The sequence below is a fragment of the Deltaproteobacteria bacterium genome (genome assembly GCA_035063765.1).
Classification (GTDB): domain Bacteria; phylum Myxococcota_A; class UBA9160; order UBA9160; family PR03; genus CAADGG01.
Genome location: JAPSFT010000010.1, coordinates 54,814 through 80,535, shown reverse-complemented (window position 1 = coordinate 80,535; position 25,722 = coordinate 54,814). Strand labels below are relative to the sequence as shown.

The following is a 25,722-nucleotide window of genomic DNA, read 5'->3' as shown; positions in this document are numbered from 1 at the left end:
GAGGAGGACGAGCGGGATGGCAGCGATCGGTGTCGAAGGGGTGCGGCCGATCGAGCAGCGCCTGGCCGAGGCGACGCGCCTGCCCGCGCCCGTCGTGTGGATCGCCGTCACCCTGGGCGTCCTCGTGCTCTGCACGGCGTGGCACAACCTGACGGGGGCCTGGCGTGGGCTCGCGGTGGGCGGCGAGCCGTTCTGGCGGACCTCCTGGCGGCTCGAGATCGTGTTCGCTGCGATCCTCGGCTACCTCTTCGCGTGCGGAAGCTGGATCGTGCGCAGCGTCCGCTGCGACCTCGATGCGCTGGCCCCCGTGCTGGCGATCGAGCCCTCCGAGCTGGCCTCCGAACAGGCGCGGATCGGCCGCTTCGCGCCCGCTTCGCTCCTCGTCGCGTCCGCCGGAGGCGCCGCGACGGGCATCACCGTCCACGCGATCGTGAACGCCATCCTCCCGCCGGGGCATTCGGCCCTCGAAGATCTCGCCTGGCGTTTCGCCCGCGACGTGGCGACCTGGATCCTCGCGATCCGGCTCATCACCGTGGTGACCGGAAGCTCGCTGCGCGTGTCGCGGCTGTCCGAGCGCGCGGCGCGCATCGACCTCCTGGACCTGCGCGGCCTGGCGCCGCTCGCGCGCATCGGCCTGCGGAACGCCTTCGCGTTCGCGCTCGCGGGGACGATGACCGCTGCCATGGCTGGCGACGAGCTCACGCTTCCCGTGACGCTCGTCACGGTGGCGATCGTGGCCACCGTGGGAGCGTTCACGCTGCTGCTGCCCGTGCGCGGCGCGCACCGCGCGATCCAGGCCGCGAAGGGCACCGAGCTGCGCGCCGTGCGCGAGGCGATCACGCGCACGCGCGCCCCGGCCCTCGCCGGGGGGCCGGGGTCCGAAGCCGCCGCGACCCGCCTGGGCGGCCTCCTCGCCCTGGAGGCCCGGATCGCCGGTGTCGGCGAGTGGCCCTTCGACGTCGGGACGGCCCTGCGCTTCGTCGCGTTCCTCTCGCTGCCGCTCGCTTCCTGGATCGCATCCGCCCTCGTGGAGTGGGGCGTCTCACACGCCTTGGACTGACGGGGTAGCATGGGCCGGTCTTTCGCCGAGGGGGGGCCATGCGAAGGATCCTGCGCGGCGCGGCCGTGCTCTTCGTCCTGGCGCTGGCGGCGCTCGCGGTCTTCGCGATCCCGACGATCTGGGGCCGCCCGTGGTCGATCGAGCACTTCTACACACGGGTGTTCGCGGAGACGCTCTGGGAGCACCCGATGCTGCTCTCACAGCTCCGGGTGCTCGAGCCCTACGGCATCCGCTGGCACGACGACGAGCTCGACGACTTCTCGGTGGCCTTCGCGGAGCGCGAGGCCGAGCGCGTCCGCAAGAACCTCCGGACGCTGCGCGAGTACCCGCTCGACGAGCAGAGCGAGGAGCAGCGCTTCTCGACCCGGGTGCTCGCGTGGTATCTCCAGGTCCTCGCCGACGGCGCGGAGTTCCAGTTCCACCCGTTCCCGCTGAACCAGTTCGACGGCATCCAGACCACGATCCCGGACTTCCTGCTCAACGTGCACCAGATCCGCGACGCGCGCGGCGCGCGCGACTACGTGACGCGGCTCGAGAAGACCGGCGTCGCGATCGACCAGGTGATCGCCGCGATGCGCTTCCGGATGGAGCGCGGCATCGTGCCGCCGCGCGTGATCGTCGAGCGCGTGGGCGCGGACGTGGAGCGCTTCCTGGCCGGCGGGCCCGAGGCGAGCCCGCTGCTCACGCACTTCGGCGAGCAGGTCGCGAAGCTCGACGCGGTCTCCGACCAGGAGCGCGGCCAGCTCCTCGGGGCCGCGCGCCGGGCGGTCGGCGAGGTCGTGTGGCCCGCCTGGGAACGCCTGCGCGGCTTCGTCCCCGAGCTCGCGGCGAAGGCGCACGAGGAGGTGGGCGCGTGGGCGCTCCCCGAGGGCTCGCTCTACTACGGCTGGGCGCTCCGCTACCACACCACCACGAACCTCGGCGCCGACGCGATCCACGAGCTCGGCCTGCGCGAGGTCGAGCGCATCCACGGAGAGATGCGGGCGATCCTCGCGGCCGAGGGCTTCGCGGTCGCCGAGGTCGCGACCGAGGCGGTGGCGCCGCCGCCGGCCTTCACCGAGGCAGCCCCGGCAGGGGGCGAGCCCGCCGCCCCAGCGCCGGCGCCCGATCCCGCGGCGCAGGCCGCCCCGGCGCCCGCGCCCGCCGTCGTGCCGAGCCTCGGCGACGTGCTGCGCGCGGTGCAGGCGAACCCGCCGGTCCGCTACGGGGACGACGAGGCCGGCCGCCAGCGCATCCTCGCCGACTACCAGGCGATCGTCGACGAGGCGCAGCGGCGGCTCCCGGAGCTGGTGACGCGGCTGCCCCGGGCTCCCGTGCGCGTCGAGCGCGTGCCGGCCTTCAAGGAGAGCGGCGCCGCGGGTGCCTACTACATGCCGGCGCCCCTCGACGGCTCGAAGCCCGGCGTCTTCTACGCGAACCTGCGCAGCCCGGCCGAGGTCGTGCCCTTCTCGATGCGCACGCTCGCCTACCACGAGGCGATCCCCGGCCACCACCTCCAGATCGCGCTCGCGCAGGAGATGGGCGGCGTCCCGTTCTTCCGGCGCGTGATCCCCTTCACCGCCTTCATCGAGGGCTGGGCGCTCTACGCGGAGCGCATCGCGGGCGAAGCGGGCTGGCACCCGACGCCGATGGACCGCCTCGGCCAGCTCGTGGCGGAGGTCTTCCGCGCGGCGCGGCTCGTCGTGGACGCCGGTCTCCACGCGCGCCGCTGGACCCGCGAGCAGGCGATCGACTACATGCTGCGCAACACGGGGATGCCCGAGACCGAGGTCGAGGCGGAGGTCGAGCGCTACATCGTGCTGCCGGGCCAGGCCACCGCCTACAAGGTGGGCCAGATGAAGATCCTCGAGCTGCGCGAGCGCGCCCGCGAGGCGCTCGGCCCGCGCTTCGACGCGAAGGCCTTCAACGATCTCGTCCTCTCGCGGGGCGCGCTGCCGCTCGAGCTGCTCGAGGAGGTCGTCGGCGAGTGGTTGGTCCGCCAGCCGACGTCCGATCGACCTTGAGCCGCGGGCTCGGATCGGAGTAGAGTCGGACGCGCGAGCCCGCTTCCCGAGGAGGGGTCATGTCGAGGCCGTCCGCACTGGCGCGCGCGCTCGTCGCCGCCGCCACCTGCCTTGCCGCGCCCGCGGGTGCCTTCGAGTACTTCGACGGGCGCCTCCAGGTCCACGGCTACTTCGAGGGCCAGTTCCGCGCCATCGCCCGCGACATGAGCGCCAACGACGACTGGGATCTCACCCAGTGGTACAACGTGCTCAACGTCGAGATCGAGGCCGCCCTCGCCCCCGACGGCTTCGGCCCCTTCGACCTGGTGTCGGCGTTCGTGCGCGTGGAGGCGCGCTACGACTGCGTCTGGACCAAGGCGTGCGGGATGTTCCCCTCCGTCGACACCTACGGGAACAACGCGCGCCACTTCCCGTTCCGCTACGCCGACGGGCGCGAGTCGGGTCTCACCGGCGCGGTCGAGACCGGCGACCGGCGGCTGCGCCACGGCATCCCGATCGACCAGCTCGGCTTCCACTTCAAGGACTTTCCCCAGAGCGGGACGCGCACCCCCGCCTACATCTGGCACGTCCCGGGCGTCTCGACCCTGTTCGGCGTGCCCGGGCCGGACGGCGTGCAGGGCACGGACGACGATCCCGCCTTCTACGTCTTCGACCGCTACGTGCAGCAGGGCGAGGAGTACCGCTTCGGCCTGCGCCGCGTGAAGGGGGGCGAGAACGGCCGCGAGCTCCAGGTGCTGGGGCCCTGGGGCCCGCGCAATACCATCGTCCCGAACGCCGCGCTCTCCGACCGCGCGAACCCCTTCAACCCGCTCGACGTGAACCCGATCTTCGGCACGCCGGGCGCGGCCGCGCTGCCCTTCCGGCCGGCCCCCGAGGTCCCGGTCACGCAGGCCACCACCGCCGACCGCAGCCGCGGCCTGCACTATCCGAACGCGGCCGTGGCGCGCCTGCTGCGCAGCGAGGAGTTCGACGACTTCGACCAGAACTTCAGCGAGGAGGAGCTCGCCTGGAACCGCGGCGCGAGCCAGCAGGACGAGAAGGAGCTGAAGGAGGCCTATCTCGACATCGAGATGTTCGACTCGCGGCTGTGGATCCGGGTGGGCAAGCAGAGCATCGTGTGGGGCAAGACGGAGCTGTTCCGCACCACCGACCAGTTCAACCCGCAGGACCTGGCGCTCTCGACCCTGCCGAGCCTCGAGGAGTCGCGCATCTCGCTGTGGTCGGCGCGGGCGGTGTGGTCGTTCTACGACGTGGGCCCGCTCGAGGACGTGCGTGCCGAGATCGCGGCGAACTTCGATGACTTCGAGCCCGCCGACATCGGCCGCTGCGGCGAGCCCTACACGCCCTTCCCCGCCTGCGACAAGACCGCCGGGCTCTTCGCGCACGGCCTGGCCGGCTTCGGCCTGGCCGGTGAGGTCCGCCCGCCCGATCCCTGGGACAGCCAGAAGGGGATCGAGATCGGCGCCCGCCTCGAGTTCCGCTGGGACCGCTTCAGCTTCGCCCTCACCGACTTCTACGGCTACGAGGACCTCCCCTGGGTCGACCCGGTCTTCCTCTACGAGCGCAACGTGGATCCGCGCACCGGGCGCCCGCGCCGCGCGGGCAGCCGCGCCGGCTGCGACCCCGACGGCCTCTTCGACGGCGACACGAGCGGCTGTCTCCAGCCCGGCGTCGACGCGGCCCGCAACCACCACGCGAACCTCTCGCGCTTCGCCGTGATCTGCGCCGCCAGCGTGGGCTTCAACGAGCTCGACCGCTCCGCGTGCGCCCAGAGCGTCTTCAACAGCGCCGAGCTGGCGGATCCGCCGATCGGGCTGGTGAGCGAGCTGCTCGGCTGGGCGATGGCCGGCTCCCCGGAGTCCGCCCTCACGATCGGCGGTGCGCTCGCCGGGGTCACACTCCCCACCGTGCCGCTCAACCAGGGCCCCACCGACGGGCCCGGCCAGGGCGTCGCCGCGGCGGCCAGCCTGACGCTCGGCAACACGCTCACCGACGAGCAGGAGGCGCTGCTCGGCTGCGGGAGCTTCTGGGGCACGACCTGCGACGTCTCGACCACCACGGCCTACGGCGGCCTCGACCTGCTCAACGCCGACCTGAGCATCCTCGCCCAGTCCTGGCTCGGCGCGCAGGGCACGAGCGGCGACCCGACCACGCTCGACGCGAGCTTCGCCCAGCCCGGCACGGTGGGCTTCCGGGGCGGCCCGGCGGGCCGCGTCTTCTACGAAGGCGTGTCCTACGTGCTGCCCGGCGCGCGCTCACCCTTCGCGACCGAGACCGACCTCGACCCGTCGGGCTGGAACGCCAACGTGGACGGCTGCGTGAGCGCCATGCACGCGGGCTGTGCGGGGCAGGGCGAGCTCCTCCACCCCTACACCGGCCAGTACTTCGCGAGCGAGCTCGCGACCTTCTCGTGGAACTTCGAGCAACTGCTGGTGGCGCTCTCGGGCCTGGGCAAGCCCGCGGTCGCCTGCCCGGACGGCCAGGTCGACACCTCCGGCTGCCGGCAGATCGACGAGTTCCTGACCAGCGAGCCGCTCCGCCTCGACGGCTGCTCGTTCGCCAAGCCCCAGCTCTGTGCGAACGTGCAGGCGCTCTTCGCGGTGGCCCACACCACCCGCAAGACGGTGCGCGCCGGCGGCAACGGGCGCCTGGGCCGCATGCAGTTCGACTGGCACGACGGCGGCTCGGGCGTGCTGCGCTACGAGCGGCGCAACGTGCTCGGCTTCGCGATGGACTTCGCCGAGGACCGCAGCAAGTCCACCTGGAGCCTCGAGGCCACCTGGATCGAGGGCGTCCCCTACGAGGACAACGACCAGATCGACGGCACCACCGACGTCGACGCCTACAACCTGACGGTCTCGGTCGACCGCCCGACCTTCATCGACTTCCTGAACGCCGACCGCACCTTCTTCATCAACACCCAGTGGTTCTTCCAGTACCTGTCGGGCTACCGCGAGGGCATGGTGAGCCACGGGCCCTTCAACGTGCTGGCCACGCTGCGGGTGGAGACCGGCTACTACCGCGACCGGCTCACCCCGGGCTTCACGCTGGTCTACGACTTCAACTCGGCGTCGGGCGCGATGATCCCCGACATCAGCTACCGCTTCACCGAGAACCTCTCGGCAACCGTCTCGGTCGCGTGGTTCTGGGGCCGCTTCGACCGCATCGTGCCCCCGACGCACCCGGTGGGCGGCACGCCCTTCCGGGGCGGCAAGCACGCCCAGAACGACTACACCGAGGAGGGCCTCTCGCCGGTCTCGGACCGCGACGAGGTGTCGCTGATCCTCCGCTACACCTTCTGACGTCGGGCGGGGCGGCGCACGGCCCGGCGGCGGCGGCCGCGCGGAGCGAGCCCCTCCTGCTCGGCGACGAAGCCGAGCGCCAGCTCGAAGGCCGTGCGCAGGAAGGCGAGCACGCGCTCGAAGCCCTCGTCGGAGAGCTCGCGGGCCACGTCGTGGCCGCGGAACAGGTTCAGGAAGCGGCGCTCGCGCTCGAGCTGGAGCGGGATGCGCCCGACCCCCCAGTCCTCGAGCACGCTCCACAGCGCCGGGTTCGAGCCGCGCGCCATCTGCGCGACGAAGGGGATCGGGTCGTTGCGGGCGACGAGCGCCGACAGGCGCAGGATCAGCTCGAAGGAGAGGGTCGCGGTGCCGGCCTCGACGGCCTCGAGGAGCGTGCGGTCGCGCAGGTCGAGCGCCCGGGCGAGCTCGTCGACGGTGAGCCCGGCGAGCTCACGCAGCTCGCGCAGGGTGCGGCCGGCCTCGAGGCGCATGCGGGCCGCCTCGCGCGAGAGCAGGAGCCTGCGGCCCACCTGGAGGCCGATGCCGGGCGTCGCCGCGACGGTGCCGCGCACGCCGCCGGTGAGGGCGCCGAGGCCGCGCGCGAGCGCGGCCGAGAGCCCGCCCGCACCCGCCGGGGCCGGCGCGCCGGGCGATCGCGAAGGAGCCTTCCCCTTCTTGCGCGGGCGGCCCCGCTTGCGGGTGCGCGCGGCCACGGCGCGGTCCTCAGCCGAGGCCCAGCAGCCGGGTCTCCTCGGCGATGCAGCTCGCGAACGAGGGCCGCGCCAGCGCCCGCTCCGCGAACGCCGCCACGTGCGGCCAGCGCCCGGCGTCGAGCGTCTCGCCGGCGTGCCGGAGCTGCTGGAGCATCGAGGCCGCCGCGATGTCGGCGACCGTGAAGCGCCCGCCGGCCAGCCATTCGGCGCCGTCGAGCTGGCCCTCGAGGTAGTCGAGCGCCGGCGGGAGCAGCTCGGCGAGGCTCTTGCGCACGAGCGCCTCGTCGGGCTCCTGCTGCAGGACGAGCTTGCGCACGACCCGCTGGAAGAAGGCCGGCCCGGTCGCCTCGACGAGCCGGGAGTCCGCGAACTCCTCGAGCCAGAGGGCGCGGGCGTAGGCCCGGGCGTCGCTCGGGTAGAGCGGCGGCGCGGGGTGCGTGCGCTCGAGGTAGGCGCAGATCACCGACGAGTCGGAGATCGCGAAGTCGCCGTCGCTGAGCGCCGGGATCTTGCCGAGCGGGCTCATGCGCCGGAACTCCGGCGTCGCGTTGGCCGGCGGGAAGGGCAGCACCGGCACCAGCTCGTAGGGGATGCCCTTCTCGATCAGGGCCACGCGGACCTTGCGGACGAAGGGGGACGGCGCCGCGCCGTGCAGGACCAGGGCCATGGGTGCTCCTTTGCGAGGCTCGCGCCGGGGGCCGGTTCCGAACCGGGTGAAGCTCGGCTACTCCTCGGCGGTCGAAGCCTGGACGCGGCGGGAGGGTAACCATGTCCGGAGCCGCTCGGCTCCCGTCCGGACGCCGCCGCGCCGCGGCGGCCAGGGCCGCCCTCGGACTCGGACGCGGACGAGGCCTCGGGCTCGGACGCAGACTCGGACTCGGGCTCGGACGCAGGCTCGGGCTGGGCCTCGGGCTGGGCCTCGGGCTGGGCCTCGGACTTGGCCTCGGGCTCGGCTGCGCGACCGCGGTGAACCCGGTCTCGGGCCGGACGGAGCTCACGACCATGTCCCCCGAGCGCGAGATCGCGCTCGGGCGCCAGGCCTCCGTCCAGGTCGAGCGCGAGATCGGGCTCGTCCGCGACCCGAAGCTCACCCGCTACGTCGGCGAGATCGGCGAGCGCCTCGCGGCGGCCTCGCCGCGCCAGGACGTCACCTACCACTTCGCGGTGGCGGACATGGCCGAGGCGAACGCCTTCGCGCTGCCGGGGGGCTGGGTCTACGTCTCGCGCGGCCTGCTCGCGCTCGCCAACAGCGAGGACGAGCTCGCCAACGTGATCGGTCACGAGATCGGGCACGTCGCCGCCCGCCACGCGGCGCAGCGCGAGACGCGCTCGACGGGGGTCGGCCTGCTCTCGGCGCTCGGCTCGATCGCCGCGGCGGTGGTGGGTGGGCCGCAGGCGGCGCAGATGGTGGGCCAGCTCGGCCACGTGGCCGGTGCCGGGCTGATCGCGTCGTATAGCCGCGACCAGGAGCGGCAGGCGGACGTGGTCGGGCAGGACATCGCGGCGGAGGCGGGCTGGGATCCCGCCGGCATGGCGGGCTTCCTCGCGACGCTCGAGCGCGAGGGGCGGCTCGAGGCCCGGGGTGCCGGGCGCGCGCCGAGCTTCCTCGACTCGCACCCGGCGGCGGGCGAGCGCGCGCTGGCGGCGGGGCGGCGCGCGGAGCAGATGGGCGCGCACCGGAGCGCGCCGATCGCGCGCAGCCGGGCGGACTTCCTGCACCGGATCGAGGGCGTCCGCATCGGGCCCGACCCGCGCGAGGGCGTCTTCGAGGACACCCGCTTCCTGCACCCCGAGCTCGACTTCGCGATCGACTTCCCGCGCGGCTGGCAGACCCAGAACTCGCGCGAGGCGGTGGGCGCGATGGCGCCCCGGCAAGATGCGGTGGTGGTGCTCGAGTCGCAGGGTGGGCGCGAGCAGCCGGCGACGGCGGCGCGCCGCTGGCTCGCGTCCAACCCGGACACGCGGGTGGTCGACGGCGGCTCGCTGCAGCTCGGGCCCTGGCCGGCCTACCGGGCGCTCGTGGAGGCCCCGACCCAGCGCGGTCTCGCCGTTCTCTCGCTCACCTGGGTGGCGCACCCGAGCGGGACCTTCCGCCTGACCGGCATGACCGCACCCCCCGCGTGGCGCTACTACGCGCCGGTCTTCGACGCCGTCGCGCGCAGCCTGCGCCCGCTCTCGAGCGCCGAGCGGAGCGGGATCCGCGGCCTGCGCCTCGCGATCGCCGAGGCGCGCGGCGGCGAGACCCTGGCCCAGCTCGGCCGGCGCACCGGCAACCGCTGGAGCCTCGACGAGACCGCCGTCGCCAACGACCTCCCCCGCGACGCCCGCCTCGAGTCCGGCCGGCTCGTCAAGATCGCCCTCGCCACCCCGCTCGATTGAGGGGACCGCTCCCCGGGACTCAGGGGGCTTCGGTGGCGAGGTGGTCGATGGCGTGGACGGGAGGGGCGTCGCCGGCCATGAGGGGGGCGATGGCGGCGTACACGAGCTGCTGCTGCTGGAGGCGCGAGCGGCCGCGGAAGGCCTCGGCGACGACGCGCAGCTCGAAGTGGCCGGCGCCCGCGGCGCGCACCTCGACCACGGCGCCGGGCAGCGCACCCGCGATCGCGTCGCGCAGGCGCGTGCCGGTGGGGGCCTCGGTGTCGAGCATGCGAGGCATTCCGGCGGGCCTAGGAGCGCCCCGCCGGCGCGTTCGGGTTGTCGATGCGGAGCTCGTGGCCGCCCGGGGTCTCGACGTGGTCGATCACCAGGCCCTCGGCGCGCCCCGCGCTCGCCAGGTCGAGCAGGATCCGCACCCCGTTCGACTCGGCGGCGATCTCGCCCGGCTCCTCGGGCCCGAGGTAGGCCTCGTTCTGGAACGCGCGGTCGATGCGCAGGTGGATCTCCTTGCCGCCCGCGCGGGTCGCGGCGTCGCGCAGGAAGGCCGCCGCGGCGTCGCTCACGTGGAGGTTCGGCACGCGCCGCTCCGGCACCGGCACGCCGAGCTTCCCGTGCAGCTCGCCGCTCCCGTAGAGCTCCTTCACGATGTCGCAGCCGCCCAGGAACTCGCCCTTCACGTAGAGCTGCGGGATCGTCGGCCAGCTCGAGTAGGCCTTGATGCCGTCGCGGATCTCCGGGTCCGAGAGCACGTCCACCGTCGCGTACTCGGGGAGCAGCTCGTCGAGGATGCGCACGACGGTGGCCGAGAAGCCGCACTGGGGCTGGCGGCGGTCGCCCTTCATGAAGAGCACCACCGGGCCCGAGGCGATGGCGGCGTCGATGCGCTGGCGGGTCTGGTCGGACAGCATGACATCCTCTCCTGGCGCGGGGCCCGAGGGTAACGAACGCGACCCGCCTCGGCGCGGACCCAGATCCAGCTCGGCGCGGACCCCGCCCGGCGCGGCCCCGGCCGGGACGGACCCGATCGACGCCGCTACGATCCGCCGCACCTCGAGTGTCACCGGGAGCGTGGATGCCGATCGCCTGGCGCCGGACCGCTTGGCCCCACCTCCTGCTCCCCCTGCTCGCGGTCGCCCCCGCCTGCGGCCCCGAGGCTCCGGCGCCCCCCGCGCCTCCCGAGGTGCTGACCGTCGAGGCGGTGGCGCGCGACGTCCCGGAGATCAACGAGTGGCTCGGCACCACCGAGGGCTCGGTCGACGCCGAGATCCGCGCGCAGGTCTCGGGCTACCTGGTCTCGCGCGACTACCAGGAGGGCTCGCGGGTCGCGAAGGGCACCCTGCTCTTCCGCATCGACCCGCGCCCGTTCCGCGCCGCCCTCGACCAGGCGCGCGGCGACCTGGCGCGCGCGCAGGCCGCGCTCGAGCGCTCGCGCCTCGACGTGGCCCGCTACCGGCCGCTCGTGGCCGACGGCGCCGTGAGCCAGCAGGAGTTCGACAACGCCGTGCAGCGCGAGCTCGCCGACCAGGCCTCCGTGCAGTCGGCGAAGGCGGCCGCCGAGCGCGCCGGGATCGAGCTCGGCTTCACGGAGATCCGCGCGCCGATCGACGGCCTGGTCGGCATCGCCCAGCGCCAGCTCGGCGACTTCGTGGGGCCCAGCGATCCCCAGCCGCTCACCACGATCTCGCAGCTCGACCCGATCCAGGTCGAGTTCCCCGTGAGCGAGCAGGAGTACCTGCGCTTCGCCCAGGCCTTCCAGGAGGCGCTGCGCGAGGGCCACTTCCGCCCGGGCAGCCTCGAGCTGATCCTCGCCGACGGCAGCTCCTATCCCCACCGCGGCACCGGCTATCCGGCGGGCCGCGAGATCGACCCCCGCACCGGCACGATCACCGTGAAGGGCGTCTTCCCGAACCCCGACCAGCTCCTGCGCCCCGGGCAGTACGCGCGCATCCGCGTCGAGACGAACGTCCTGCGCGGCGCCGTCGTGGCGCCGCAGCGCGCGATCCAGGACCTCCAGGGCATCGGGCAGGTGGCGGTCGTCGGGGCCGACGCCAAGGTCGAGCTGCGCACGGTCGAGCTCGGGCCCGCCTGGGGCACCCTGCGCGTGCTCCGGAAGGGCGTGGCGCCGGGCGAGCGGCTGGTCGTCGAGGGCTTCCAGAAGGTCCGGCCCGGGATGGAGGTCGCGGCCCAGGAGGCTCCGGCCGAGCTCGCGGGCACGCCGGGCCCTCCGCCTCGCGTCGAGAGCCCCGCGGAGCCGGTGGCGGGCCTGCCCGAACGCGAGCCGCCGCCCGCCGCGACGCCGCCCGGTCCGGCCCCGGAGCCCTGAGGGGTGTCGTCGTTCTTCGTCCGGCGCCCGATCGTCGCGATCGTGATCTCGATCCTGACCGTGCTGCTCGGTCTCGTCGCCATCGTGCAGCTCCCGATCGCGCAGTTCCCCGACATCGCGCCGCCCGCGATCCAGCTCGCGACCACCTACGTCGGCGCCGACGCGCTCACCGCCGAGCAGGCGGTGGCGACGCCCATCGAGCAGCAGATGAGCGGCGTCGACGACTCGATCTACATGTACTCGGTGAACACCAACGCCGGGAACAGCACGCTCTACGTCTACTTCGAGGTCGGCACCGATCCCAACATCGACCAGGTGCTCTCCCAGATGCGCCAGTCGCAGGCGGAGTCGCAGCTCCCCGAGGACGTGCGCAGCTACGGGGTCACGATCAAGAAGTCGACCACGAGCCCGCTCGCGCTCTTCTCGCTCTACTCGCCGAACGGCACCTTCGACGCCGAGTTCCTCGCGAACTACGCGTACATCAACGTGAACGACCCGATGTCGCGCGTGTACGGCGTGGGCCAGGTCTCGATCTTCGGGGCCGGCCAGTACGCGATGCGCATGTGGGTCCGGCCCGACGTGCTCGCCCAGCGCGGCATCACGGTGCCCGAGATCGTCTCGGCGATCCAGCAGCAGAACCGGGTGAACCCGGCCGGCCAGGTCGGCAGCGAGCCGGTGCCCCCGGGCCAGGAGTTCACCTACACGGTGCGCGCGCAGGGCCGCCTCGTCGACGCGGAGGAGTTCGGCGACATCGTGGTGCGCGCGATGCCGGACGGCTCGGTGATCCGCGTGCGCGACGTGGCCCGCATCGAGCTCGGCGCCCAGTCCTACAACGTGACCGGCCGCCTGAACGGCAAGCCGGCGGCGATCGTCGCCATCTACCAGAAGCCCGGTTCCAACGCCCTGCAGTCGATCCGCGAGGCGCGGGCGCTGATGGAGGAGCTGAAGCAGCGCTTCCCGGCCGACCTCGACTACGAGGTCTCGCTCGACACCACGCTCGCGGTGAGCGAAGGCATCACGGAGATCCTGCACACGCTCTGGGAGGCGATCGTGCTGGTGATCCTGGTGGTGTTCGTGTTCCTGCAGGGCTGGCGCGCCACCCTGATCCCGCTGCTCGCGGTGCCGGTCTCGCTGATCGGCACCTTCGTCTTCTTCCCGCTCTTCGGCTTCTCGATCAACACGATCTCGCTGCTCGCCCTGGTGCTCGCGATCGGCATCGTGGTGGACGACGCGATCGTGGTGGTGGAGGCCGTCGAGCACCACATCGAGCACGGGCTCTCGCCGCGCGACGCCACCTTGAAGGCGATGTCCGAGGTGTCGGGCCCCGTCGTCGCGATCGCCCTGATCCTCACGGCCGTGTTCCTTCCCACCGCCTTCGTGCCCGGCATCACCGGCCGGATGTACCAGCAGTTCGCGGTGACGATCTCGATCTCGGTGCTGCTCTCGGCCTTCAACGCCCTGACCCTCTCGCCGGCGCTGGCGGCGCTGCTCCTGAAGCCCCGCAAGGAGGCGCGCGGCCCGCTCGGCGCCTTCTTCCGCTGGTTCAACCGCGTCTTCGGCCGCGTCACCGACGGCTACGTGCACGGGTGCAGCGTCCTGATCCGCAAGTCCGCGCGCGCCATGCTGCTGCTGCTGGGCGTGACGGTGCTCACCGGGCTCGTGGGCTCGCGCCTCCCGAGCGGCTTCCTGCCCGAGGAGGACCAGGGCTACCTCTACCTCGCCGTCCAGCTCCCGAACGCGGCGTCGCTCCAGCGCACCGACGTGGTGTGCCAGCAGATCGAACGGATCCTCGCCGAGACCCCGGGCGTCCACAGCTACAACACCGTCGTCGGCTTCAGCCTGCTCTCGACGGTGTACGCGACCTACAACGCCTTCTTCTTCGTCACCTTCGACGAGTGGGGCGAGCGCACCGCGCCGGACGAGCAGTACGCGGCCATCAAGGCCCACATCAACCGCGAGCTCGGGAAGCTCCCCGAGGCGATCGCCTTCGCGTTCCCGCCGCCGGCGATCGCCGGCGTCGGCACCGCCGGCGGCGTCACCTTCATGCTCGAGGACCGCTCGGGCGGGACCCCCGCGTTCCTGGCCGCCCAGACCCAGCGCTTCCTCGCGGAGGCCCGCAAGCGCCCCGAGATCGCGTCGGCGACCACGGTCTTCGTCGCCGACGTGCCCCAGCTCTTCGCCGACGTGGACCGCGACAAGACGCTCAAGCAGGGCGTCGCGATCGCAGACGTGTTCCAGACCCTCCAGGCCTTCATGGGCGGCTACTTCGTCAACTACTTCAACCGCTTCGGCCGCACCTGGCAGGTCTACGTGCAGGCCGAGGGCGAGTTCCGCACGCGCGCCGAGGACGTCGGCCAGTTCCGCGTGCTGAACGACGCGGGCGAGAGCGTGCCGCTCTCGGCGCTGGTCGAGATGAAGCCGACCGCGGGGCCCGAGTTCACGATGCGCTTCAACCAGTACCGGGCCGCGCAGATCAACGTGACCGCGAACGCGGGCTTCAGCTCCGCGCAGGTGATGCGGGCGCTCGAGCAGGTCTTCGCGGAGACCATGCCCCGCGAGATGGGCTTCGACTACAACGGCATGTCGTTCCAGGAGAAGGTGGCCCAGGAGGGCATCTCGGCCGGCGCCATCTTCGCGCTCTCGCTGCTGGTCGTGTTCCTGATCCTGGCCGCCCAGTACGAGAGCTGGTCGCTGCCCTTCAGCGTCCTGCTCGGGATCCCGATCGCGGTCTTCGGCGCCTTCCTGGCGCTCTGGCTGCGCGCCTTCGAGAACAGCCTGTTCGCGCAGATCGGCCTGGTCGCCCTGATCGGGCTCGCCGCGAAGAACGCGATCCTGATCGTCGAGTTCGCGAAGCTCGAGCACGAGCAGGGCAAGAGCGCCGCCGAGGCCGCGCTGGCCGGCGCGCGGCTGCGCCTGCGCCCGATCCTGATGACCGCCTTCGCCTTCATCCTGGGCGTGGTCCCGCTCGCCCTCTCCTCGGGCTCGGGGGCGGAGGCGCGCAAGCTGATCGGAACGACGGTGATCGGCGGGATGCTGGCCGCGTCGCTGCTCGCGATCTTCCTGATCCCGGTGTCGTTCTACGTCGTCGAGCGGCTCGCGGGCCGGAGCCGTGCGCCCGCCCCGGCGCCCGCGCCGCCGGCAGGCGATGCCACGCCGCCCGGCGGAGGGCACCCGTGACGCCGCGCGGCGCGCTCGCGGCGCTGCTCGCCGTGGCGCTCGCCGGCTGCGCCGTCGGCCCGCGCTACCGCCGTCCCGAGGGGGTGGCGCCTGCCGCCTACCGCGCGAGCGCCGAGGACCCGGCCTCGATCGCGGACCTGCCGTGGTTCGAGGTGTTCCGCGATCCCGTGCTGCGCGCGCACGTCGAGGAGGCGCTCGCGAACAATCGCGACCTGCTGGCCGCCGCCTCGCGGGTCGAGCAGGCGCGCGGCCTCGCCGCCGTGCAGCGCGGCGAGCTGTTTCCCGACGCCGGCTACGAGCTCGACGTCCATCGCGAGCACGACGCGACCTTCGGCTCGCCGACGCCCGACACCGGCACCGAGAGCCTCTACCTGGGCGTGCTGAACGCAGCCTGGGAGCTCGACGTGTGGGGCCGCATCCGGCGCGCCACCGAGGCCGCGCGCTCCGAGATGCTCGCCAGCGAGGCGTTCCGGCGCGGCATCGTCCTCTCCCTCGTGACCGGCGTCGCACAGGCCTATTTCGAGCTGCGCGAGCTCGACCTCGAGCTCGCGATCACGCGCCGGACCGTCGAGTCGTTCCGGGAGACCCGTGACCTCTTCGAGCGCCAGTTCCGCGGCGGCGTCACCTCCAAGCTCGACTACCTGCGCGGCGAGGCGGCGCTGGCGCAGGCCGCGGCGTCGCTCCCCGACCTCGAGCGGCGGATCGTCGCCAAGGAGAACGAGCTGTCGGTGCTGCTCGGCCGCCCCGCCGGCGAGATCGAGCGCGGCGCGGTGCTGACGGCGCAGGAGCTCCCGCCCGAGGTCCCGCCCGGGATCCCGTCGCAGCTCCTCGAGCGCCGGCCGGACGTGATCGAGGCCGAAGAGGTCCTGCACGCGGAGACGGCACGCATCGGCGAGGCCTTCGCCGGGTTCTTCCCCCGCATCGGACTCACCGCGGTGGCCGGCCGCACGAGCGGCGAGCTCGACTCGGCGCTCTCGGGCCCGAGCTTCTGGACGCTCGTCGGCAGCGCCGTCGGCCCGCTCTTCACCTTCGGCCGCACCTGGTACGGCTGGCGCGCGAGCGAGGCGGGCGCGCAGGCGGCGCTCCACGACTACCAGCAGTCGGTGCTGGTCGCCCTGCAGGACGTCTCGAACGCGCTGACGGCGCGCGAGAAGCTCGCCCAGATGCGCGTCGAGCAGGGGCGCGCGGTCGAGGCTCTCGGCGAATCGCTGCGCATCGCGCGGATCCGCTACGTCGGCGGGCTCGCCACCTACCTCGAGGTGCTCGACGCGCAGCAGCAGCTCTTCCCTGCCGAGCTCGACCTCGCGCGCACCCAGCGCGACGAGCTGAACGCGGTGGTGGCCCTCTATCGCGCGCTCGGCGGGGGCTGGCAGGAAGCGCCCCCCGCGCCGACCATCCCCCAGCCGCTCGCGCCCTGAGTCTCCCCGGCGGACCGGGCTTGGACGCCTGGTCCGCTCCTCCCCGAGAAAGCGAGGACCGCGATGACGAGAACCCATTCCCCGTTCGTTCCGAGCCGGACCAGCCGCGGCTACACGGCCCGATGACGCGCCGCCGATAGCGTCCCACCCGTGTCGGCGGATCGGAAGGAGAGCCCATGCCCACCCCGGAAGCACAGGGAGGAGGTCTCGGCTTCCTCGACTCCCTCGGCCGGCTGTTCCGAGCGAAACCCGAGCCGGCAGCCGCCCCCGGGCCGCAGAGCGGCTTTGCCCGGGTCGAAGCCGACTTCGAGGCCGCGATCCGGGGCCTGAACGAGCGCATCGAGGAGCAGCGCCGGGCGGGGGGCGCCACGAGCCTGGCGTCCCCCACCGCGCGCAAGCGGAGCGCCGAGGAGCTCGCCGCGGAGCGGGCGCAGCGCGTCGAGGCCGCGCATCGCGCGATGCGCGAGGACATCGAGCGGATGCACGGGGAGCTCGGCACGGGGCTCTCCGGGAGCGACCTCGACGCGATCCAGACGCTGCTCGGGGAGCTCGAGGTGATGGGGGCGGCCGGCAAGGGCTCGCACGAGCTCGTGCCGCGCGCTCGCCATGCGATCGCGGAGCGGCTGCGAGCGGAGGCCGGTGAGCTCGCGGTGGCGCGCGTGGTGGCGCTGCTCGGGGAGAAGGGACGGACCTGGCCCGACCCGAGCCGCCCCCCGGCGTCGGCCACGCCCGACGAGATCGAGAGCGCGCGCCGGCGGCGCCTGGCCGACGTGCGCAGGGCGTTCCTCGGCGAGGGGTTCGCGCGCACGGCCGAAAGCCTCCAGGGCGTCGTGAAGGGGTGGGGCGGCGACTATCCCGAGCGCGGCTCGCCCTTGTGGGAGGCGTGCGTGCTCGAGGGCGTGGCGGCCGGCATCCGGGGCCGGCTCGTGCGCGACTTCGTCGCGCTCCTGCGGCGCGACAGCGACTGGCTGCTGGCCCAGGTCGAGGCCGCGGTCGGCAAGGAGACCCGGACGCTCCAGGAGGCGATGGCGGGTGGGGTGCGCTCGGTCGAGCAGGCGAGCCGCGCGGTGCAGAGCGCGCTCGAGGTGGTCGACGAGGTGCTCCCGGCGATCGCCTGGGAGCGCATCCGCGACCAGCTTCCCGAGGCGCGTGGCGAGCAGGCGTAGCGCTCACGACTCCATCGAGACGATCGCCGGCGTGCGCCGCAGGGTGAGCGTGTCTCCGCCAACGTCCGGGACCGGCGCGCCGTCCACGGTGACGCGCGCGAGCGGGCGCGCGAGCGGCGGCCGCACCACGATGCCGCCCGGCGGTGGGCGCAGGCCGGGGCCGAGCTCGAGGCGCAGGGCGCCCGGCCCGCTCCGCCGCAGCGTGTAGGACAGGGATCCCCACCAGGTGGGCAGGCCCGCAACCGCCACCTCGCCGGCGTCGAGCCAGGCGTCCGAGACGCCGGCGGCGACGACCAGCGCGCCGTCCGCGGGGCGCTCGTAGGCGAACATCGCGAGCAGGGCCAGCACGTACTCGGCGCCGATCCAGGCATGGGGGACGTCGCCCAGGTGGCCGGGGCTTCTCGGGTCGCGCCAGGAGATCTCGGGCCACTGGTTCCAGGCGCGGGGGCGGCGGTCGCCGAGGAAGAAGGCGAGCAGCTCGTGCGCGTCGGCGCGCCGGCCGAGCCGGACGAGCGCCCCCAGGATGCGGATCTCGTAGGCGCTGTAGTTGTTCCACTCGATCTCGCCGCGGCGCCGGCGGCGCAGGCCGGCCAGGTACTCGTCGTAGGTGGCGGCCAGCACGCCCGGCGGCAGGCGCTCGGCGGCGTCGGTGGTCGTGAGCGCGGTGGCCGTGGCGGCCGGGTCGAAGTCGGCCCATTCGACCGAGCCGGGGACGTAGGCGAGGCCGCGCTCCTCGATCGTCGCCTCGATCGAGGCGTAGAGCGACGCGTGCAGCGCATCGCGCAGCGCTGCGAGCCGGAGGGCTTCCGCCTCCTCGCCGAGCGCGCGCGCGAGGTCGGCCGCGTCACCGATCCCGCGCAGGGCCCAGAAGTCGTCCCAGTAGGAGTGGACCGGCTGCGCGAGATAGCCCTCGTGGCTCGCGGACTCCGGCAGGATCCCGAAGCGGGCCCGCTGCTCGGGCGCCCGGTACTCCGGCGTGCAGCGCTGCGCCCGCAGCCCCTCGAGGTAGGCGACCGCCCGCTGCGCCGCAGGCCACAGGCGGCGCGCGAACGCGAGATCGCCGGTGAAGCGGGCGTACTCGACGAGCGTGAACACGAGCTGGCCGTGGCTGTCGTGCTCGGGCAGCCAGTCGGGACCGCTGCGGTCCACCGCGCAGGGGACGTTGCCGTCCGCGGCCTGGTGCGGCGCGTACCACGCGAGGAAGTCGCGCACCGGGCCGGCGCAGCCGATCCGCAGCAGCGCAGCCGACATGGTGGCGCCGTCGCGGATCCACGAGCGGGTGTAGCGGCGCGGGCCGGGCTGGAGCGCCGGGCCGTCGCGCACCGCCAGCACGTGGCCGGCGGCGGTGCGCAGCGCGTCCACGCAGCCCGCGTCGGCGGCCAGCGCGATCCGGACGCGCCCGAGGGCCTCGCCCCAGGCCTCCGTGACCTCCCGCAGCGTGCCGGCGGGCTCCGACCCGAGCGCCACCGGCCCGAGCGGCTCGCGCTCGACGAAGGGCACCGCGAGCTCGATCTCGCCCGCCGCGCCCGGCGCGAGCTCGAGCTCGAAGAGCAGCGCGCCGGAGGCGTGCGCGAAGGGGTCGGCGACCTCCGCGCGCGCGGGCAGCTCGCCGCGCGCGAGCGCGCGCAGGACGCCGCCCTGCTCGAAGGCCGCGGCGCCGAAGCCCGTGGGTGTCCCGAGCGGCCACACGCGCGCGATGCCGTCCACCTCGACGGCCCCGTCGCGCCACGCGAGCGTGCGGATCGGCGCCGTCCCGCCGATCCCCTGGAACGACTGCCAGGGCGGCGAGACCTGGAACGGTCGCAGCGCCACGAAGAGCCGCACCCGCGGCGTGTCCGCCGCCTCGTTCACGAGCCGGTAGCGCACGCGCGCCGCGGCGCCGGAGGCTTCCGCCACCGCGAAGGCCGTCGTCTCGAGCGACCAGCCGCGCCAGCGCCAGGTCACCGACGGGATCGGCAGCCAGCCCCGCGCCAGGGTGAGGTCGATCGCCGCGTCCGCCCAGGTGCCGAGCGTGCCCCCGGCGAACAGGAAGGGCTCGAGCGTGAAGCTGCCGCGGTCGGGCTCGAGCAGGCCCTCCTCGTTCAGGATCGCCGCCGTCGTCCCGCCGGCGACCCCGGCCGGCGTCCAGTACGACTGCTCGCGGTGCAGCCAGCGCGGATGCCGGCCGCGCGGCTCGCGGGCCGCGACGGCATGGAAGAACTCGGCGAGCGAGCGGGAGAACTCGAAGGGCTGCACCTCGAGGGAGCGGATCGCGAAGCCGCCGGCGCCCGCGGCGGGCTCGAGCAGGTGGAGCCGCAGATGGCGCGAGGAGCCGCCCGGCAGGTACACGTAGCTGCGCTCGCCCTCCGCCTGGCGCGCCGACCAGAGCGTCGCCCAGGAGGCGCCGTCGCCGGACGCCTGCACCTCGAAGGCACGCGGGGCACCCTCCTCGGCCCAGTCCACCACGAGCCCGCCGTACTCGTGCTCGCGGCCGAAGTCGAGCGCGAGCCACTGCGTGCCGCCGGCGCCGGGCGCGCTGCGCCAGCCGCTTCCCCCGGCGGCGAGCGCGCACTCCGGATCGCGGCCGGGTGCGGCACTCGAAGCCGTCGCGCGCGGCGGCCCGGCGAGCGAGCGGTCCTCGAAGCGCAGGTCGGCGATCCAGAGCGATCCGCGGCCGCCCGGCCCGGCGGCGATCGCGATCTCGAGCGCGCCGAGCTCGCGCAGCACCCCCCCGCCCGCAGGTCCCCAGGCAAACGCGACCTCGCTGCTGCGGATGCGCAGCGGCGTCCACTCGGCGGGGAGCTCGAAGGCGTCCCGGTGCCACCACCAGACGTTGCGGTTGCTGGGATCGGCGAGCTTGATCTCGAGCTTGTTGGCCGGCGCGGCGCCGCGCACGCGCAGGGCGAGCGCCCACGCGCTCGGCAGCGCGAGCGGAAGGCTCCTGCGTGCCACGACGAAGCCGCCGCCGCCGCGGAAGTCGTAGTCGAGGCGCATCGCCGCGCCGCCGTCCGGGCCCGCGCCGCTCGTGATCGCGAGCTGCGCCTCGCCCGAGGCCACGGCGCTCCACGCGGAGACGTCGCGGAAGTCGTCGAGGAGCGCGTCCGTCATCCGAGCTCGATCGTGAGCTCGCCGGCTCCGCTCCGCAGGCGCTCGCGCAGCTCCTCGGCGGCGACGACGGCGCCGCCCTCGCGGTAGGGATTGGCTTCCCGTGCGAAGCGAAGTGGAGATCCGTTCCAGGTGAGCCGCACCGGCCCGTAGCCGCGCGCGCCCACCTGATAGCGCACGCGCACGGACTGCCCGAAGAGCTCGACGCCCGCGCACAGCCCGTCGAGCGCCCGCGCGAGTACGGGATCGAAGACCACCCCGGAGCGCCGCAGGCGCAGGCCGAGGAGGCGCTGGCGGAGCAGGCTCACCGCGATCCCGGCGCCGCTCGAGTACACCCGCCAGCCCCCTTCGACGGCCACGGCGCCGGTCCGGACCGCGTCGTAGCCCGCCGAGGCGGCGTAGCGATCGGGGAAGTCCGCGTCCGAGCTCGACGTGTAGCAGTTGGCCTGGCGCAGCCGCGCGCTCGGCACGACCTCGCGCAGGCCGGCGGACAGGGCCTGACGCAGCGCGAGGTGGAAGGCCTCGGCGTCGCCCAGGTGCGCCATCGCCTCCGCGTAGCGCAGGTGCGCATGCGTGTACATGATGCCGATCTCGCGGCCGAAGAAGGTGCTGGTCTCGGCGCGCTGGAAGCGGCGCTGGGTGCCGCCCCGGTACGGGAACGGCCGGTCGAAGAGCCGCGCGCCGTCGGCGGCGAGCAGGTGGCGGCGGATCACCGCTCCGTGTCGGGCTGCCTGCTCGGGGGTGAAGAGCCCGGCCAGGATCGCGTGGACCATCGGGAGCAGGCTGTAGTGGACGTCGCCCTCCCGGTCGCGCGGGTGGATCCAGTGCTCGACGGCCCCGTCGGGGCGGAAGCGCGCGAAGCCGGCGACGACCCCGTCCGCGACCAGGAGCCGCTGGAAGTCGTCGCGGATCGGGCCGAGGGAGGCCTCGAGCGGGGCGGCGAGCGCACTCCGGTCCACGCTGCGCAGCGCCTCGGCGAGGGTGGCGAGGGTCTGGTGGTGGAGCGTCACCGTCCAGGCGCTGCAGAGCTGCTCGGCGAGCGCGGGATCGGCCGGCTGGAGCGAGTCGTTCCAGTCGCCGTGACCGTAGGCCGCGAGCCGCGTGCCCGGGATCACGCGCCGCTCGATCAGCGCGAGCGCGCGCTCGACGTGGCCGAGCAGGGTCGCGCGCTCGGCGCGGGCCTCCCCCTCCGGGTGGAAGAAGGGCAGCTCCTCGTCGAGCAGCGCCGCGTCCTCCGAGGCCAGCAGGTACCTGGCGAGCGCCAGGAGCGGCCAGAAGACGATGTCGCCGTGCGAGTCCCCGGGGCGGATCGAGCGCTCGCGCTCGAAGAACATGAACCACTGCGGCCAGTCGCCGTCCGGGTCCTGGTTGCGGAAGACGGTGCGGAGCAGCGCGCGCACCGGCTCCACGCGCCCGAGCCCGAGCAGCAGCTCGACGGGCCCCTGGCACACGTCGCGCGTGCCCCAGCCCCCGCCCGAGTACTGCTCGAGGCCACGGGGAGCCAGGTGGTGGATCCACGCGTCGTGCGCGAGCCAGGGCAGGACGGCTTCGAGCCGCTCGCTCTCGGCGGGCGCCGGCGCCTCGAGCGTGAGCCCGCCCGTCAGGTCGCGCCAGAAGCGCCCGGCCTGCGCCGCGTCGGCCGCGTGGCGCTCCTCGACCGCTCCGGGCGGCACCGGCATCACGAGCTGCCCGGTGATGCGCAGGGCCAGGGACGCGGCCGGCGCCGTCACCAGCGTGAGGAAGGGCTGTCCACGCGAGCGGCCGTCGGCGAAGAGCAGCTCGTCGCCGCCGATGCGATCGATCGGCGTGTCCGGTGTCGGGTCGATGCGGAAGCCACCACCAGGGAAACGGCGGCCGAGGTCCGTGTCCGGCAGCAGGGCGATCGCCACGCCCTGCGCGTCGCGCGTCCAGCGCGCGGCGACGGCGTCGGCGCCGTCGTCGCCGTTCACCGCGAGGTGGTGGGAGACCAGGAAGCGGCAGGGGGATCCCGCCAGGACGCGTGCGGCCAGCCACAGCTCGTGGCGGTCGGTCGGCGCCCAGCTCCGGACCTCGAGCAGGCCCGCCGCGTGCTGGTACCACCAGGTGGCGCTGCTCGGGGTCATCGCGAAGGCCGACGGCACCCCGAGCAGCCGCCAGCCCTCGCCCGCGTCGACGAAGATCCGTTGTCCGTGCGAGCGGAACAGGCCGAGGTACGAGTGGGTCGTCGAGAGCAGGCGTCCGATGCTGACGTGGCCCTGCGTCACCATGGAGTGGAAGACGCCGCCCATCCAGACCGTGGTCGTGAGCGAGGCCTCGTCGGGCTCGAGCCGCTCGCCGGTGCGCAGGATCTGCCCGTGCGGGCGCAGGCTCGCGCGCTCCTTGGCCGGCAGGACGACGTGCGCGCCGCCGCCCGTGAAGAACGACAGCAGGCGGCCGCCGTCCTCCTCGACCGCACGGCGCTCGCTCCCGCAACGGGCGGCGAGCGCGGCAGGCTCGAGGTCGTGCACCGCGAGCACGGGCTGCTCGCTGAAGAGGGTGACGGCGGGTGGCGCGGCGGAGGGTGCCGTGCGCTCGCCGGGGGGCGCGGCCTCCGGGAGCGCCAGCGCGCGGTCGGCGAACGCGAGATCGCCGGCCGAGCTCGCGTCCGGGTGGTCCGGCTCGAGCCAGGCGAAGAAGCCGAGCGTCGCGCGCGCGCCGGGGGCGAGGCGCAGCGGCTCGTCCTGGATCCCCGCGAGCGAGTGCTCGTGCTGGTGGCGCACGCCCGGAAGGCCGGCGCCGGCGAGAGCTGCCGGCGCGTCCCCTGCGCGGGTCGAGAGACCGTGGAGCTGGATCGCGTCCGTGCAGAAGCTCGCCGCCCGGGCCAGCGAGCCGGTCACGAGCCAGGGGTGGCGCCCCCCGATCGCGAGGTTCTGCCGCACCGCCAGGACCACGCCGTGCCCGGGGTGGTCGAGCGGCGTGTAGTCGACGTACTGGCTCACGTAGTACTCGTTGAGCCGCACGGCCCCGTAGTCCGCGAGCGCCAGATCCTGCACGTGCACGAGGTCGATCGTCGCCACCGTGGCTCCCGCGTTCTCGAGCGCCACGTGCCAGAACCAGGCCGGCGCCGACCCGGCGAGCACGAGCGCCACCCGGAAGCGCAGGCCCGACCACTCGCCCGTGACCTCGAGCCCGCGCTCGTCGAGCCGGACCCGGCCGGGGCTGCGGGGCCCGAGGAGCGGCGTCCAGGCACCGGCCTCGTCCCGGCGGCGCAGGAACAGGTTCGCGGGCCCGCCCTCGAGCGCGTTGCCGGGGAACAGGTTCACGATCACGTCGCGGTGGTCGATGCGCCGGAGCGAGCCGTTCGCGTGGACCTCCGCCACGAGCCCGGAGGGGCTCGCGATCCGGACCGGGCCGGGCGTGCTCATGCGCTGCGGCTCGCCTGGGCGAGGGGCCGCCAGACCCAGCGGCCGCCCTCGCCGATCTCGAGCTGGGCATCGTGGTGCGCGGCGAGCGCCGCGTCGCGCTCGAAGGTGACGACGGTGATCGCCGACTCCGCGAGCAGCGCGCAGGTACGCTCCACGAGCTCGCGCGGCAGCAGGGTCGCGGGGCGATCGAGGACCGCGAAGCGCGGCTTCGCCAGCACGATCCTCGCGAAGCCGAGGAGCTGCTGCTCGCCGAGCGACAGCAGGTCGTCCCAGTCCTGCTCGGCGTCGAGCCCTCCGCTCCGGGCGAACACCCCGTCGACCCCGAGCGCCCGCAGCACCTCGGCGATGCGCGCGTCGGAGATCGCCTGCTCCTGCCCGGTCTGCACCAGCGCCTCGCGCAGGGTTCCCGGCGGCAGATAGGGCCGCTCGGGCACGAACAGGATCGTGCCCGGCGGCGGCCGCACGATGCGCCCCTCGCCCGCGTTCCAGAGCCTGGCCGTCGCCCGGAACAGGGCGAAGCGCGCGGCCTCGTTCGGCCCCGTGACGAGCACGCGGGTGCCGGAGCGCACCGAGGCCGACAGCCCGGCGAGCAGCACCGTCCCGTCGTGCGGCGAGCGCAGCGTGAGCTCCTGCCAGGCGATCCCGTCCCCGCCGTCGTCGTGCACGATGCCCCGGGCGCCGTCGGCGGCCACCTCCTCGACGCTCTCGGCGAAGACCCCGAGGCGCGCCAGCACGACGGCGTACGACGAGATCTGCTGGAACTGCGTGACGATCAGCGAGAAGGCGCCGATCAGGGTCGAGAAGGCCATCGAGGACTGGGTGATCACCCCGAACTCGACGTGTCCCCCGATGAAGAGCGGCGCCACGATCAGGACCGGGATGATCTGGATCAGGTAGTTGTAGCCCGTCGTGAAGAAGCCGAGGTTGCGGTTCACCGCGATGATCCGCCTCGTGTTGGCGACCAGCGCGTCGACCCGCTTCCCCAGGCGCGCGCCGAGCCGGCCCTCGCGGTGCAGGAGCGCCACCGACTCGGCGTTCTCGCGCACGTGGACGAGGCTCGCGCGCAGGTCCGCCTCGCGGTCGGACTGCTGGTAGTTGAGCCAGATCAGGGGCCTCCCGAACAGGACCGTGAGCCCCGAGCCGAGCGCGGCGTACGCCACCGCCGTGCCGAAGAGCAGCGGGCTGATCGACCACAGGACGCCGGAGAAGGCGACGATCGTGAAGGTCGCGTTGAGCAGGATCAGCAGGAGCGAGAGCGTGGTGGCCGTGAAGGTCCGGACGTCCTCGGCGATCCGCTGGTCCGGATTCGGAAGCTCGTCGTGCTCGCGCAGCCAGTAGTAGGTGTCGTCGTGCAGGTAGCGCTCGATCAGCCCCCGCGTGAGCCAGGCGCGCCACAGCAGGCCCAGCCGCTGCTCGCAGAAGCTGTAGATCACCGCGGCCACCGTGGACGCCGCGAAGACGCCGACGTAGAGCAGGGCCTCGAACAGGAAGCCCGACTTGCTGCGCGCCTCGATCGCGGTCATGAAGTCGCGGCCGACGTAGCTGTTCACCACGTTCAGGCCGTTGATCGCGACCAACAGCGCGAGGAGCGCCAGGAACAGGGCCCGGGCCCGCCCCCCGACCTCCGACCTGACGAACCTCCAGGTCGCGCGGCGCCAGCGCTGCCAGGTGAGTCGATCGAGCGGGATCCGGCGGCCTTCCATCGTCCCCTTCCCCGGCGACGAAGCGCGCCGGAGCC

At 74.0% G+C, this 25,722-nt stretch carries 15 protein-coding genes; 8 read left to right on the top strand and 7 right to left on the bottom strand.

All coding sequences use genetic code 11. The annotated features are described in order from the left end of the window. Nucleotides 1-16 precede the first annotated feature (16 nt). Genes OZ948_09870 through OZ948_09860 form a run of 3 tightly spaced genes read left to right on the top strand, consistent with a single transcriptional unit; the run spans nt 17 to nt 6,365 of the window. Nucleotides 17-1,060 (top strand): hypothetical protein, encoded by a 1,044-nt coding sequence (locus OZ948_09870; GenBank protein MEB2345039.1) that lies wholly within the window; start codon nt 17-19, stop codon nt 1,058-1,060. Nucleotides 1,061-1,098: 38 nt separating this feature from the next. Continuing rightward, a complete protein-coding gene (locus OZ948_09865; protein MEB2345038.1) occupies nt 1,099-3,063 on the top strand; it encodes a DUF885 domain-containing protein in 1,965 nt (654 codons plus the stop codon). 59 nt (nt 3,064-3,122) lie between these two features. Further along, on the top strand, nt 3,123-6,365 hold the full coding sequence (locus OZ948_09860) for a hypothetical protein (protein ID MEB2345037.1): 3,243 nt from the start codon (nt 3,123-3,125) through the stop codon (nt 6,363-6,365). Here OZ948_09860 and OZ948_09855 read toward each other — a convergent pair. After that, nucleotides 6,353-7,057, bottom strand: a complete 705-nt coding sequence (locus OZ948_09855; GenBank protein ID MEB2345036.1) for an XRE family transcriptional regulator — start codon at nt 7,055-7,057, stop codon at nt 6,353-6,355. The two genes, OZ948_09860 and OZ948_09855, sit on opposite strands and share 13 nt — an antisense overlap. Nucleotides 7,058-7,067: 10 nt before the next feature. Beyond that, complete coding sequence (locus OZ948_09850; GenBank protein ID MEB2345035.1) at nt 7,068-7,724, bottom strand: glutathione S-transferase family protein; 657 nt, start codon at nt 7,722-7,724, stop codon at nt 7,068-7,070. 335 nt (nt 7,725-8,059) lie between these two features. On the opposite strand from OZ948_09850, the gene OZ948_09845 reads away from it, so the two are divergent. Next, a complete protein-coding gene (locus OZ948_09845) occupies nt 8,060-9,436 on the top strand; it encodes a M48 family metalloprotease (GenBank protein MEB2345034.1) in 1,377 nt (458 codons plus the stop codon). A 19-nt stretch (nt 9,437-9,455) separates the two neighbouring features. On the opposite strand, the gene OZ948_09840 is transcribed toward OZ948_09845, so the two are convergent. Beyond that, on the bottom strand, nt 9,456-9,713 hold the full coding sequence (locus tag OZ948_09840) for a BolA/IbaG family iron-sulfur metabolism protein (GenBank protein ID MEB2345033.1): 258 nt from the start codon (nt 9,711-9,713) through the stop codon (nt 9,456-9,458). Between the two features lie 10 nt (nt 9,714-9,723). Then, nucleotides 9,724-10,341: a Grx4 family monothiol glutaredoxin gene (gene grxD, locus OZ948_09835; GenBank protein MEB2345032.1), complete on the bottom strand. Its 618-nt coding sequence runs from the start codon at nt 10,339-10,341 to the stop codon at nt 9,724-9,726. Nucleotides 10,342-10,505: 164 nt separating this feature from the next. Here grxD and OZ948_09830 point away from each other — a divergent pair, with 164 nt between their 5' ends. The 4 genes from OZ948_09830 to OZ948_09815 all read left to right on the top strand — a co-directional run bounded on the left by OZ948_09830 (nt 10,506) and on the right by OZ948_09815 (nt 17,517). Further along, the gene (locus OZ948_09830) at nt 10,506-11,756 is read left to right on the top strand and encodes an efflux RND transporter periplasmic adaptor subunit (GenBank protein MEB2345031.1); all 1,251 of its coding nucleotides are present in this window, start codon (nt 10,506-10,508) and stop codon (nt 11,754-11,756) included. A gap of 3 nt (nt 11,757-11,759) precedes the next feature. Beyond that, entirely contained in the window at nt 11,760-14,933 is a 3,174-nt protein-coding gene (locus OZ948_09825) for a multidrug efflux RND transporter permease subunit (protein MEB2345030.1), read from the top strand. Further along, nucleotides 14,930-16,351 carry an efflux transporter outer membrane subunit gene (locus tag OZ948_09820; protein MEB2345029.1) on the top strand — a complete coding sequence of 474 codons (1,422 nt, stop codon included), beginning with the start codon at nt 14,930-14,932 and terminating at the stop codon, nt 16,349-16,351. Before OZ948_09825 ends, OZ948_09820 begins: the two co-directional genes overlap by 4 nt. A 176-nt stretch (nt 16,352-16,527) precedes the next feature. Then, a complete protein-coding gene (locus OZ948_09815; GenBank protein ID MEB2345028.1) occupies nt 16,528-17,517 on the top strand; it encodes a hypothetical protein in 990 nt (329 codons plus the stop codon). A gap of 3 nt (nt 17,518-17,520) precedes the next feature. Here OZ948_09815 and OZ948_09810 read toward each other — a convergent pair whose 3' ends face one another. From OZ948_09810 to OZ948_09800, 3 genes are read right to left on the bottom strand one after another with little or no spacing between them, the layout of a single operon-like run. After that, a complete protein-coding gene (locus OZ948_09810; protein ID MEB2345027.1) occupies nt 17,521-20,604 on the bottom strand; it encodes a discoidin domain-containing protein in 3,084 nt (1,027 codons plus the stop codon). Continuing rightward, on the bottom strand, nt 20,601-23,984 hold the full coding sequence (locus OZ948_09805) for a hypothetical protein (protein ID MEB2345026.1): 3,384 nt from the start codon (nt 23,982-23,984) through the stop codon (nt 20,601-20,603). The genes OZ948_09810 and OZ948_09805 overlap by 4 nt, the downstream gene beginning before the upstream one ends. Continuing rightward, complete coding sequence (locus tag OZ948_09800; protein ID MEB2345025.1) at nt 23,981-25,687, bottom strand: ABC transporter transmembrane domain-containing protein; 1,707 nt, start codon at nt 25,685-25,687, stop codon at nt 23,981-23,983. Before OZ948_09800 ends, OZ948_09805 begins: the two co-directional genes overlap by 4 nt. Nucleotides 25,688-25,722: the final 35 nt, after the last annotated feature.